General features: G+C 68.7%; 12 protein-coding genes. 2 read left to right on the top strand and 10 right to left on the bottom strand.

Going from position 1 to position 12,182, the window contains the following annotated elements; translation table 11 throughout:
• Positions 1-5 precede the first annotated feature (5 nt).
• Complete coding sequence (locus tag AC1RL8_RS22785) at positions 6-746, bottom strand: SDR family NAD(P)-dependent oxidoreductase (RefSeq protein WP_492686828.1); 741 nt, start codon at positions 744-746, stop codon at positions 6-8.
• A gap of 106 nt (positions 747-852) precedes the next feature.
• Here AC1RL8_RS22785 and AC1RL8_RS22780 point away from each other — a divergent pair, with 106 nt between their 5' ends.
• On the top strand, positions 853-1,764 hold the full coding sequence (locus AC1RL8_RS22780; protein ID WP_492686829.1) for a LysR family transcriptional regulator: 912 nt from the start codon (positions 853-855) through the stop codon (positions 1,762-1,764).
• 16 nt (positions 1,765-1,780) lie between these two features.
• On the opposite strand, the gene AC1RL8_RS22775 is transcribed toward AC1RL8_RS22780, so the two are convergent.
• From AC1RL8_RS22775 to AC1RL8_RS22735, 9 genes are all read right to left on the bottom strand, one after another.
• On the bottom strand, positions 1,781-2,482 hold the full coding sequence (locus tag AC1RL8_RS22775) for an ABC transporter ATP-binding protein (protein ID WP_492686830.1): 702 nt from the start codon (positions 2,480-2,482) through the stop codon (positions 1,781-1,783).
• Entirely contained in the window at positions 2,482-3,234 is a 753-nt protein-coding gene (locus AC1RL8_RS22770; RefSeq protein WP_492686831.1) for an ABC transporter ATP-binding protein, read from the bottom strand. Before AC1RL8_RS22770 ends, AC1RL8_RS22775 begins: the two co-directional genes overlap by 1 nt.
• On the bottom strand, positions 3,231-4,214 hold the full coding sequence (locus tag AC1RL8_RS22765; RefSeq protein ID WP_492686832.1) for a branched-chain amino acid ABC transporter permease: 984 nt from the start codon (positions 4,212-4,214) through the stop codon (positions 3,231-3,233). The genes AC1RL8_RS22770 and AC1RL8_RS22765 overlap by 4 nt, the downstream gene beginning before the upstream one ends.
• The gene (locus tag AC1RL8_RS22760; RefSeq protein ID WP_062470301.1) at positions 4,211-5,083 is read right to left on the bottom strand and encodes a branched-chain amino acid ABC transporter permease; all 873 of its coding nucleotides are present in this window, start codon (positions 5,081-5,083) and stop codon (positions 4,211-4,213) included. Before AC1RL8_RS22760 ends, AC1RL8_RS22765 begins: the two co-directional genes overlap by 4 nt.
• Before the next feature lie 105 nt (positions 5,084-5,188).
• Positions 5,189-6,364, bottom strand: coding sequence for an ABC transporter substrate-binding protein (locus tag AC1RL8_RS22755; RefSeq protein WP_139703460.1), 1,176 nt, complete (start codon positions 6,362-6,364; stop codon positions 5,189-5,191).
• Positions 6,361-7,185 carry an alpha/beta fold hydrolase gene (locus tag AC1RL8_RS22750; protein ID WP_492686833.1) on the bottom strand — a complete coding sequence of 275 codons (825 nt, stop codon included), beginning with the start codon at positions 7,183-7,185 and terminating at the stop codon, positions 6,361-6,363. Before AC1RL8_RS22750 ends, AC1RL8_RS22755 begins: the two co-directional genes overlap by 4 nt.
• A complete protein-coding gene (locus AC1RL8_RS22745) occupies positions 7,182-8,735 on the bottom strand; it encodes a benzoate-CoA ligase family protein (protein WP_492686834.1) in 1,554 nt (517 codons plus the stop codon). The genes AC1RL8_RS22750 and AC1RL8_RS22745 overlap by 4 nt, the downstream gene beginning before the upstream one ends.
• Before the next feature lie 30 nt (positions 8,736-8,765).
• Positions 8,766-10,316, bottom strand: a complete 1,551-nt coding sequence (locus tag AC1RL8_RS22740; RefSeq protein ID WP_492686835.1) for a 3,4-dehydroadipyl-CoA semialdehyde dehydrogenase — start codon at positions 10,314-10,316, stop codon at positions 8,766-8,768.
• Positions 10,313-10,807: a 4-hydroxylaminobenzoate lyase gene (locus AC1RL8_RS22735; protein WP_095743078.1), complete on the bottom strand. Its 495-nt coding sequence runs from the start codon at positions 10,805-10,807 to the stop codon at positions 10,313-10,315. Before AC1RL8_RS22735 ends, AC1RL8_RS22740 begins: the two co-directional genes overlap by 4 nt.
• Before the next feature lie 168 nt (positions 10,808-10,975).
• Between AC1RL8_RS22735 and AC1RL8_RS22730 the strand changes: the two genes are divergently transcribed.
• On the top strand, positions 10,976-11,920 hold the full coding sequence (locus AC1RL8_RS22730; protein ID WP_062470316.1) for a helix-turn-helix transcriptional regulator: 945 nt from the start codon (positions 10,976-10,978) through the stop codon (positions 11,918-11,920).
• Positions 11,921-12,182 lie beyond the last annotated feature (262 nt).

Here is a 12,182-nt window from a genome sequence, read left to right as displayed (position 1 = left end):
GGTGATTACCACTTGCCGGTGCTCATGCCGCCATCCACGGGCAGCACGACGCCGGTCGTGAAATCGGCGCTCGTGAGGTAGAGCACCGCATCGGCGATCTCCTGCACGGTCGCGATGCGGCCGGCGGGTGCCAGGCCGTTGAGGAATCCGTGCTGCTCGGGCGTGTACAGCGGCGTGTCCACGATGCCGGGTGCCACCGCATTCACCTTGACGTTGTGCGGTGCGAGTTCGAGCGCCAGCGCGCGCGTCGCTGCATTGATGCCGCCCTTGATCAGCACCGGCAACACGGCCGGCACCTGCTGGTTCGGCTGCAGCGCGATGCTCGCGGTGATGTTCACGATGTGTCCCTGGCGGCGCGCGACCATGTGCTTCGCCGCGGCCTGCGAGGCATAGACGAAGCCCTTGAGGTTCGTGGCGACCAGTTGGTCGAGTTCGTCTTCGGTGTAGTCGACGAAGGGCTTGGCGTTGAAGATGCCCGCGTTGTTGATGAGCACGTCGACCTGGCCGAAGCGCGCCACGGCGCGGTCGACGAGCTGCTGCGCCGTGTCGCGGCGGCCGATGTCGCCCGCGACGCCGAGAAGGCGCGCCGGGTTGCCGAGCTGCTTCGCGGCGGCTGCGAGCCGCTCTTCGGTGCGCGCATTCGCGACCACGTTGAAGCCGCGCGCGAGATACGCCTGAGCAAGGCCCAGGCCGATGCCGCTCGAGGCGCCGGTGATGACCACGGTGGGGGATGTGTCGTCCTGCATGTCGGTTCTCCAAGGAAGTTGATGACGTGGGAGAACTGTATTGATGACAGAGAAACAGATAAATCACTAGACTCGCACTTCACTTGATACACAAGGTAATCAATCCATGCAGCGGCAGTTCGGCGACATCCTTCTGGGCAGCATCGAGTTGTTCTGCCTCGCTGCGGAGAGCGGCGGCTTCACCTCGGCGGCACTCGCGGCCGGCGTGACGCCCGCGGCCGTGAGCCGATCGATCTCCCGGCTCGAGAAGCGGCTGGGATTGCGGCTTTTCGTGCGCACCACGCGCAGCGTGCGGCTCACCGACGCGGGCCGTGTCTACTTTGCGCAGTGCCGACAGGCGCTGGCGCAGCTCGCCGAGGCCGAGCGCGAGGTGATGGGCCAGCAGGCGCTGCCTTCGGGCACGCTGCGCATCAGCGTGCCGACCACCTACGGCCACCACCGCATCCTGCCGATGCTGCCGGCGTTTCGCGAACGCTTTCCCGACATCCGGCTGCACGTGCACCTGAGCAACCGCAACATCGATTTCGTGGAAGAGGGCTACGACATGGCCGTGCGCGTGCGGGCCCAGCCCGACTCCACGCTGATCGCGCGGCACCTCGAGGATGCGGACCTGGTCGTGGTCGCCACGCGCAAATACCTGAGGAGGGCCGGCACGCCGCGCACGCTGGACGATCTCGCCGCGCACGAGTGCATCCAGTTCGAGCTGCCCAGCAGCGGCCGCCGCATTTCGTGGCTCTTCAAGGAGAACGGCAAGGACCGCGAAGTCTTCGCGGACGGCGCCTACAGCTGCTCCGACGACGTGCTCGGAGGCGTCACGCTCGCGAAAAGCGGCGCCGGGTTGTTCCAGACCTACCGCTTCGTCGTGGAGAAGGAACTGGCCGACGGCGCGCTCGTCGAGGTGCTGAAACCTTTCGCCGGTCGCTCGCGGCCCTACACGCTGCTGTACCCGGACGGGCGCCACGTGCCGCTGCGCATGCGGGTGTTCATCGATTTCCTGATGGCGCAGCGGACCGGGTGACGCCCGCCACGCATGCTCACACGCCCAGCAGTTCCTCCAGCACCTTCGGCTCGGCCAGCAGATCCGCCGACGCCCCGTGCCGCACGATCTGCCCCTTCTCCATCACCACCGCCAGGTCGGTGTGCGCGAGCACCTTGCGGTAGTCGCGGTCGACGATCAGCGTGGCGATGCCCGTCGCGCGGATCTCGCTGATCACGCGCCAGATCTCGGCCACGATCAGCGGCGCGAGGCCTTCGGTGGCTTCGTCGAGGATCAAGAGGCGCGGGTTGGTCATGAGCGCGCGGCCGATGGAGAGCATCTGCTGCTCGCCGCCCGACAGCTGCTGGCCGCCGTGGGAGAGCCGTTCCGACAGGCGAGGAAAGGTGGCCATCACGCGGTCGAAGGTCCAGGCGCGCTGGCCGTCGATGCCGGCGCGTTCGCTCATCACGAGGTTCTCGCGCACCGACAGGTTCGGGAAGATGCCGCGCCCCTCGGGCACATAGCCGATGCCCAGGCGTGCCATCTTCTCGGGCGGCAGGCCGGTGACGGTGCGGCCGTCGACCTGCACTTCGCCGGAGGCCGGGCGCACGTAGCCCATGATGGTGCGGATGAGCGTGGTCTTGCCCATGCCGTTGCGCCCGAGCAGGCCGACGGAGGTCGCCGCGGGAATGCCGGCGTGCACGCCGCGCAGGATGTGGCTGTTGCCGTAGTAGGTGTTGAGGTCGCGAACGATCAGCATCAGTGTTGCTCCTCGCCGAGGTACGCCGTGCGCACTTCGGGGTTCTCGCGGATCGACGTCGGGTCGCCGGTCGCGATGACGGTGCCGTTCACCATCACGGTGATGCGGTCGGCGATGCGGAACACGGCGTCCATGTCGTGCTCGACCAGCAGGATGGCGTGCGTGGCCTTCAGCCGCGCGAGCAGCGTGAGCATGCGGTCGGTTTCTTCGGCACCCATGCCGGCGAGCGGTTCGTCCAGCAGCAGCACGCGCGGGTGGGTGGCCAGGCACATCGCCACTTCGAGCTGGCGTTGCGCGCCGTGGCTCAGCGTGCCGGCGACGCGCCGGGCTTCGGCCGTGAGGCCGGCGGCTTCGAGCGCGGCGTCGGCCGAGGCGTTGCTGGTGGCGCAGCGCTGCGACGACTGCCAGATCGCCCAGGGCTTCGCCGTGGCGGCCTGCGCGGCGAGGCGGCAGTTCTCGTGCACGCTGAACTCCGGGAAGATGGTGGTGCGCTGGTAGCTGCGGCCCACGCCGTCGCGGGCGCGGCGCGATTGCGCGCGCGCGGTGATGTCCACGCCGTCCAGTGCGATGCGGCCTTCGGAGGCCTCGATCTCGCCCGAGAGCATGTTGATGAGTGTCGACTTGCCGGCGCCATTGGTGCCGATCACCGCATGCACCTCGCCGATGTGCAGGTCGAGCGTGACGGCGTTGACGGCCGTGAGGCCGCCGAAGCGGCGCGTGAGCTTGTCCACGGACAGCAGTGCGGCGGTCATGCGCCTCCCTTCGGCGACAGGCGCTGCACCAGGCCGATCAGGCCCTTGGGCAGCAGCGCCACGAACACGATGATGGCAATGCCCAGCGTGAGCTGCCAGTGGTCGGCCAGCGGGCCCATCACGGCGTGGGTGGAGAAGATTTCCTTCAGCAGCGTGAAGGCCACGGCGCCGATCACCGCGCCGCGCAGGTGGCCGAGGCCGCCCAGGATCACCATCAGCAGCACCTCGCCCGAGTTGTGCCAGGCCATCAGCTCGGGGTTGACCACGCCGTCGCGCGAGGCCAGCAGGAAGCCCGCGAGCCCGGCCAGCGCGCCCGCGAGCACGAAGGCCGCGAGCTTGTAGCCGTACACCGCGAAGCCCGCCGCGCGCATGCGCTGCTCGTTCACGCGGATGCCCGCGAGCGCCGCGCCGAAGCGCGAGCGGCGGATGAGCGCCAGCAGGCCGTAGGTGAACACCAGCGCCGCCAGCACCACGTAGAACAGCACCGTGCGGTTCTCCATGTCGAGCGCGCCGATGGCCGGGCGCACGTACAGGTAGATGCCGTCGCTGCCGCCGCCGACCTTGGTGTCGTGGAACACGAAGAAGGCCATCTGCGCAAAGGCCAGCGTGACCATGATGAAGTACACGCCGCGCGTGCGCAGGCTCAGCGCGCCCACGAAGAGCGCGTACAGCGCCGCCGCGCCCATCGACAGCACCAGCAGCACTGCGAAGTTGCCGCCCTCGTTGCCCGAGGCCAGCACGGTGACGTAGGCGCCGATGCCGTAGAAGGCCGCATGGCCCAGGCTCACGAGCCCGGTCATGCCCACCAGCAGCTCCAGACTGAGCGCGAAGATCGACAGGATCATCACCTTGACGATGAAGTCCGACGCGTAGTTGCCCAGCAGCGGGCCGGCCACGCCGAGCGCGATGGCGCACAGCACGGGCACGATGAGGGCACCACGCCGCGGCGACGAAGGTGCGGATGCAACCACCGGGCTCATGGCCGCCTCCCCATCAAGCCTTCGGGCTTCCAGATCAGCACGATGGCCATCAGAAGGTAGATGCCGATGCCCGCCAGGTCGGCGAAGAACACCTTGCCGAAGGTGTCGACGAAACCCACCAGCAGCGAGGCCACGAGCGCCCCGGTGATCGAGCCGATGCCGCCGATCACCACCAGCACGAAGCAGATGATGAGCACGCTCGCGCCCATGTTCGGGTACACCGAGGACATCGGCGCGGCGATCATGCCGGCCAGTGCCGCCAGCGCCACGCCGGCCGCGAACACGATGCGGTACAGCCGCTTCACGTCGATGCCCAGGCCGCGCACCATGTCGCGATTGCTGGCGCCGGCGCGGATCATCATGCCCAGGCGCGTGCGGTTCACCACGTAGTACAGGCCCACGGCCAGCACGATGCAGGCGGCCGAGGCAAACAGGCGATACCACGGGTAGCTCATGACGTTGCCCAGCGCAAAGCTGCCGTCGAGCCACGCGGGCACCTTCACGCCGTGCACGTCGTTGCCCACGAAGATGGAGCGCAGTTCCTCGAACACCAGGATGAGCCCGTAGGTCATGAGCACCTGCTGCAGGTGGTCGCGCTGGTAGAGGTAGCTGAAGAAGGCCCACTCCAGCACGTAGCCGAAGATCGCGGCCAGCACCACGCCGGCCACCAGCATCAGCAGGAACTGGTCGCCGAACAGCGGCGCCAGCGAGAACGCCATGTAGGCGCCGATCATGTAGAAGCTCCCGTGGGCGAGGTTGATGACGCCCATGATCCCGAAGATCAGCGTCAGCCCCGAGGCCACGAGAAAGAGCAGCAGGCCGTACTGAACGGAGTTCAGGCACTGCACGAGAAAGGTTCCGAAATCCACCGTGAGATCCCAGTTGGTTGTGGTTGCCGCAAGGCGGCTCGCAGCCCCGTGAAATGGATCGGGGCCGCGAGGGAACGAGAGAGAACCGAAGGCCCGTGGCCCTGCTTACATCCGGCAGCCGCGAGCCGGATCGGACAGGCCCTTGATGGCCGTGCTGACGAGCTTGTTTTCCTTGCCTTCCACCTTGCGCAGGTAGATGTCCTGCACCGGGTTGTGCGACTTGCTCACCGTGAAGGTGCCGCGCGGGCTGTCGATCTTCGCCTTCTCGATCGCGCCCGTGAACTCGGCCTTCTTCGAGATGTCGCCCTTGGTGGCATTCAGGCCTACGCCCAGCATCTGCGCGGCGTCGTAGCCCTGCACCGCGTACACGTCGGGCTGCAGCTTGAACGACTTGGCGTACGCCACGCGGAAGGCGTTATCGCGCGGGGTGTTCAGGCCGTCGGCATAGTGCAGCGTGGTGAGCATGCCTTGCGCCGATTCGCCCTGCGCGTCGAGCGTGCCGTCGGTCAGGAAGCCGGGGCCGTACAGCGGGATGGTCTTGTTCAGGCCGGCGGCCTGGTAGTCCTTGACGAATTTCACCGCGCCGCCGCCCGCGAAGAAGGCGTACACCGCATCGGGCTTGGCCGCCGCGATCTCGGTCAGCAGGGCCTGGAACTCAACGTTGGGGAAGGGCAGGGTGAGCTGCTTGTCGACCTTGCCGCCGTTCTTCTCGAAGCCTTCCTTGAAGCCGTTGACCGACTCTTCGCCGGCCGCGTACTTCCAGGTGATGGTCATGACCTTCTTCTTGCCCTGCTGCTTGGCCGCCACCTCGCCCATGGCGAAAGCCGGCTGCCAGTTGCTGAACGAGCTGCGGAAGATGTTGGGCGCGCACATCGGGCCCGTCACCGCGTCGGCGCCGGCGTTCGGCACGATGAGCACGGTGCCGCTTTCCTTGGCGGCCTTGGCCATGGCCATGGCCACGCCCGAGTGCACGGTGCCCACGATCACGTCGACGTTGTCGCGCTTGATGAGCTTGTTGACGTTGTCGGTGGCCTTGGCCGGGTCGGACTCGTCGTCGACCTTGAAGTATTCGATCTCGCGGCCGGCCAGCTTGCCGCCTTGCTGTTCCACGTAGAGCTTGAAGCCGTTTTCAATGGCCACGCCCAGGGCGGTGTAGGTACCGCTGTAGGGCAGCATGAGGCCGACCTTGAGCTTTGCCGTGCCCTGTGCGCCGGCCGCGGAGGCCAGGGCGGCGAGGGCGATGGCCGTGAGCGCCAGGCGCGCGGTGCGAAGGTTCGTCATGGTGTCTGTCTCCTGTTGTTGGTGATGAAAGAAGCGGTCGCGACGATGACACGATCCGGCTGATCGCGATGCGGGGAATGCCCGCATTCAGGGATTTCGAGCAGCTCGCATGTCCCCGCCACGCGCGGGGCGATGTCGCGGATCTGCGCGAGCGTGCCGTACGCGTCGTCGATGCCCTGCACCGCGAGCACGGGGCAGCGGATCGTGGCCAGCTCGGCCTCGATGTTCCAGTCGCGAAAGGGCGGGTGCAGCCAGATGCGGTTCCAGCCCCAGAAGGCCGAGTCGGCGCTGTCGTGGTAGCGGCCGAGCTTGCCGGGCAGGTCGCTCGTGCGGTAGGCGTCGCGTGCGATCTCGATGTTCGCGACGGTCTTGTCTTCCACGAAGATGTGCGGCGCGAGCACCACGAGGCCCGCGACCCTGTCGGAAAAGCGCGAGGCATACAGCAGCGAGATCGAGCCGCCGTCGCTGTGGCCGAAGAGCCAGGGCTTCTCGTCGCCGAACTTCAGCGCGGCGAACAGCGCGGGCAGCACCTCGTGCGCCTGGCGGTGCATGAAGTCGACGTCCCAGATCTCGTCCTCGGCGCGCGGCGTGGAGCGGCCGTAGCCGGGGCGCGAGAACACGAGCCCGCGCGCGCCGGCGGCCTCGCAGACCTGGGCGGGGAAGTCCTTCCACATCGCGACGGAGCCCAGGCCCTCGTGCAGGAACACGATGAGCGGGGTGTCGGCGCCGCGCTCGGGGGCGATCCACCGGCACTCGATGCGCACGGTGCGCTCGCGCCAGTCGATGGTGGCGAAATCGGTGGCAACCGTCGGCGTGCTCATGCCTGCTTCTCGCGTTCGCGCAGCCGGAAGCGCTGGATCTTGCCGGTGGCCGTCTTCGGCAGCTCGTTCACGAACTCCAGGAAGCGCGGGTACTTGTAGGGCGCCAGGCGTTCCTTCACGAAGGCCTTGAGCTCGTCCTCGGTGGCGGCGGCGCCGTCTTTCAGCACCACGAAGGCCTTGGTCTTCGTGAGCCCGTCGGCGTCGTCCTTGCCGATGACGGCGGCCTCGAGCACGGCGGGGTGCTGCATCAGCGTGGCCTCGACCTCGAAGGGCGAGACGTAGATGCCGCTGACCTTGAGCATGTCGTCGCTGCGCCCCGCATAGGTGAAGTAGCCGTCGGCGTCGCGCGTGTACTTGTCGCCGCTCTTGGTCCAGCCGCCCTGGAAGGTGTCGCGCGATTTCTCGCGGTTGCACCAGTACATGAGCGCCGAGCTCGGGCCGCGGATGTACAGGTCGCCCACCTCGCCGTCGGGCACGGGGCGGCCGTCTTCGCCGCGCAGCTCGACCTCGTAGCCGTCCACCGGCTTGCCCGTGGTGCCGTAGCGCACGTCGCCGGGGCGGTTGGAGATGAAGATGTGCAGCATCTCGGTGGAGCCGATGCCGTCGATGATTTCGCAGCCGAAGTGCGCCTTGAAGCGCTGCGCGATCTCGCCGGGCAGCGCCTCGCCGGCGGACGAGCACATGCGCAACGCGACGGCTTCGCGCGCCGGCAGCTTCGGCGAGGCGAGCATGCCGGCGAAGCCCGTGGGCGCGCCGAAGAACACGGTGGGCTTGTGCTCGGTCCAGCGGCGGAAGGTGGCATCGGGCGTGGGCCGCTCGGCCATCAGCACCACGGTGGCGCCCACCGACAGCGGGAAGGTCAGCGCATTGCCCAGGCCGTATGCGAAGTACATCTTGGCGGCCGAGAAGCACACGTCGCCTTCGGTGAGGCCAAGCACGGGCTTGCCGTAGAGCTCGGCGGTCCACCACAGGTTGGCGTGCGTGTGCACCGTGCCCTTGGGCTTGCCGGTGGAGCCGGAGGAATAGAGCCAGAAGCCCGGGTCGTCCGACGCGGTGAGCGCGGGTGCGGGCAGGGGCTCGGCGGCGGCGAGCGCAGCTTCGAACGCCTGCGCGCCTTGGGGCAATGCGCCCGTCGGTTGCGACACGAACAGCGTCTGCACTTCATGGCCGCCGCGCGCCATCGCATCTTGCAAGGTCGGCAGCAGCGCGCCCGACACCAGCACCGCCTGAGCGCGGCTGTGGTCGAGCATGTAGGCGTAGTCGTCGGGCGTGAGCAGCGTGTTCACGGCCACGGGCACGATGCCCGCGTACAGGCACCCCAGGAAGCTCACGGGCCAGTCGTTGCCGTCGAGCATGAGCAGCAGCACGCGCTCTTCGCGGCGGATGCCCGCGGCCTTCAGCGCGGCGGCCAGGCGGCGCGCGCGGTCTTCGAGCTGGCCGTAGCCCAGCGTGCCGCGGTCGTCGATGTAGGCGGTGCGCTCGGCGCGGCCGCGGTTGAGGGCGAACAGGTGTTCGGAAAAGTTGAATCGTGCGGGCAGGCTGCTGTTCATCGTGTGTCTCCTTGGGGCCTGTGCGTGGCGCTAGAGGCCGAGCGCGGCGAGCACGCCGGGGCTCGCCTGCACCGCGCTCCTGCGGTGATAGAAATCGAGCGCGCGCAGGCCGCCCAGTTCGGCGCCGCCACCCGCGCGGCCGGGGCCGCCGTGCATCGACATCGGCATCACGTTGCCGTGGCCGGTGTGGGCCTGCGCCACCTCGGGCGTGATGACGTGCACGCGGCCATGGCTCGGCGCGACCGACAGCGCAGCCTGGGCGAGCGCGGCATCGTCGCTGCCATACAGCGAGGTGACGAGCGAACCCTGGCCACGGTGCGCGAGCGCGATGCCGTGTGCCAGGTCGTTGTAGGGCAGCAGCGTGGCGACGGGGCCGAACACTTCGACGTCGTGCACGCGCTGCGCCGCGTCGGCGTCGCGCGCGCCCAGCAGCACGGGGCCGATGCAGGCGGCCACGGCGGGGTCGGCGTCGATGAGGGGCTTGTTGCTGCTGTCGTGCAGCACGGTGGTCTGCGCGGCCAGCGCGTCGAGGCCGTCGCGCACCGCGTTCAGCTGCGCGCGGCTCACGAGCGAGCCCATGCGCACGCCCTCGTTGCGCGGGTTGCCGACCGTGACGCCCGCGAGCTTCGCGCCGATGGCTTCGGCGGCGGCGTCGTACACCTCGGCCGGCACCAGGATGCGGCGGATGGCGGTGCACTTCTGGCCCGACTTGACCGTCATCTCGCGCACCACTTCGCGCACGAGGAGGTTGAACGCCTCGCTGCCGGGCGCGGCGCCGGGCAGCAGCAAAGCGCTGTTGAGGCTGTCGGCCTCGATGTTCACGCGCACCGAACGCTCGGCCACGGCCGGGTGCGAACGGATGATGGCGGCCGTCTCGGCCGAGCCGGTGAACGAGACCACGTCGAAGGGCTGCAGCTGGTCCATCAGCCCGGCCGAGCTGCCGCAGATGACCGACAGCGCGCCGGCCGGCAGCACGCCCGCATCGACCACGTCTTTCACCATGCGTTGCGTGAGCCAGGCGGTGGCCGTGGCGGGCTTGACGATCACGGGCACGCCCGACAGCAGCGCGGGCGCGGCCTTTTCCCACAGGCCCCACGAGGGGAAGTTGAAGGCGTTGATGAACAGCGCCACGCCGTGCGTCGGCACCTGCAGGTGCTGCGACTGGAACACCGGCTCCTTGCCGAGCTTCACGGCCTCGCCGTCGCGCAGCGCACGCACGTCGCCGAGCGCGTCGCCCCACTTGGCGTACTGGCCGAGCGTGAAGATCGCGCCGTCGATGTCGACGGCCGAGTCGTTCTTCACCGTGCCGCAGTTCGCGGTGGCGATCTCGTAGTACACGTCGCGGTTCGCCTGCAGCACCTTCACGAGCGCGGCGAGCAGGCCGGCGCGTTGGCGGTAGGTGAGGGCGCGCAGCGCGCGGCCGCCCTGTTCGCGTGCAAAGGCGAAGGCTTCGGGCAGGTCGAGGCCGGTGGCGTCGACGCGCGCGAGTTCGGTGCCGAGCACCGGGTCGAACAGGGGCGTGCCGGCGCCCGTGCCGCTTTGCCAGCGGCCGGCGACGTGGTTGGCGAGAAGGTCGGTCATGAAGTGAACTTGATCTGCCCCTCGGGCAGCAGGTAGAGGACGAGCGCGCGGCCCTGGGCCACGGTCGGGCGGTGTGCGGTGCCGGGCCCGTAGACGCACCAGCCCGCGGGCCGGCCGTCGAAGGTGGCGGCGGGGGTGTCGTCCAGCGGCATGATCAGGTCGATCTCGCCGTTCGGGTGCGTGTGGTGCGGGCCGGCGAGGTCCTGCATGTCGACCACGTCGACCGAGAAGCGATGCAGCGCGTCCTCGGCCTTGAAGACGCGGCCGTACTTGATGCCGCCGCCTTCGCGGTCGCACAGCCAGCCTTCGGCGACGCCGCCGATGCAGGCCTGGCGCAGTTGCGCAAAACGGGCGCTGCCGGCGCCGTGGGTGGCGTTGAGCCACTGGTCGAGCGTGGCGTCCAGCGGCTGGCCGGCGATCTCGGCGGTCAGGTCGGCGATCAGCTGGTGAAATGCCGCCTTGCCGGTGGCGGGCGTGGGGGTGTCGGACATCGTGGGCCTCGAACGGATGAACTATCGACTTCTTGCAGGAAGTCTGCGTGTGCAGTATCTTGCGTGTGATCGAACAATAAGCAGCGAGACAACAGGTGTCAAGCAATATAGTGCATCTATGGTGTTTACCCTGAGCGCGCACAATCCCGGCGAAGAACGAGGAATGGCATGAACGAGCATGTAGACGCGGTGCTGGCCACCGCGCCCGAGGGCGGCACCGGCAACCACGGCGCCGCCGTGGCCGGGGAGGCCAAGAACCCGCTGCTGGTGGCACTGGGCGACCGCGTGCGCAACCTGCGCGCGCAGCGCGGCCTCACGCGCAAGGCGGTGGCCCTGTCGGCCGACGTGTCGGAGCGCCACCTGGCGAACCTGGAATACGGCATCGGCAACGCATCGATCCTGGTGCTGCAGCAGGTGGCCGGGGCGCTGCACTGCTCGCTGGCCGAGCTGGTGGGCGACGTGACGACCAGCTCGCCCGAGTGGCTGCTGATCCGCGAATTGCTCGAGCACCGCAGCGAAGCCGACCTGCGCCGCGTGCGCGTGGCGCTCGGCGAGATGCTGGGCACGGCTTCGGTCGACCCGGCGCGGCACCGGCGCATCGCGCTCGTGGGGCTGCGCGGCGCGGGCAAGTCGACGCTGGGCCAGATGCTGGCCGAAGACCTCGAAATTCCGTTCATCGAACTGAGCCGCGAGATCGAGAAGCTCGCGGGCTGCAGCGTGCGCGAAATCCACGACCTGTACGGCACCAACGCCTACCGCCGCTACGAGCGCCGCGCGCTGGAAGAGGCGGTGCAGATCTACAGCGAGGTGGTCATCGCCACGCCCGGCGGCATCGTGTCCGACCCGGCCACCTTCAACGAGCTGCTCGCCCACTGCACCACCGTGTGGCTGCAGGCCGCGCCCGAGGAGCACATGGGCCGCGTGGCCGCGCAGGGCGACACCCGCCCGATGGCGGCCAGCAAGGAAGCGATGGAAGACCTGCGGCGCATCCTGAATGGCCGCGCTGCCTTCTATTCGAAGGCCGATCTGTCGGTCGATACCAGTGGGAAGACCTTGCCGCAGAGCTTCCAGGCCTTGCGCGCGGTTGCCCGGCAGTCGATGGGGCTGGCCTGAGTTTTTTGCTGCTGGCGTTGGGGCGTTCGCTGTTCAGGGCGACGCTCCCGCCGACGAGGTACCTTGCTCCGCGAATGTCCCCCGGGGCTTCGCCCTCCTCCTTGATTTCGCTGCGCAAGGCACCCCATCGGCGTGAGCGTCTTCAGGGCAGTTGTTGATCGGCCGTGAACCGACCGCGTGCCCCCGTGCGCAGGGCACTGGGTGCTTCCCGCAGCGAAATCAAGGAGGAGGGCGAAGCCCGGGGGACATTCGCGGAGGGAAG

This window comes from Variovorax sp. GW822-FHT04E09 (assembly GCF_058800845.1).
This window is presented reverse-complemented; position numbering and strand designations above follow the sequence as displayed.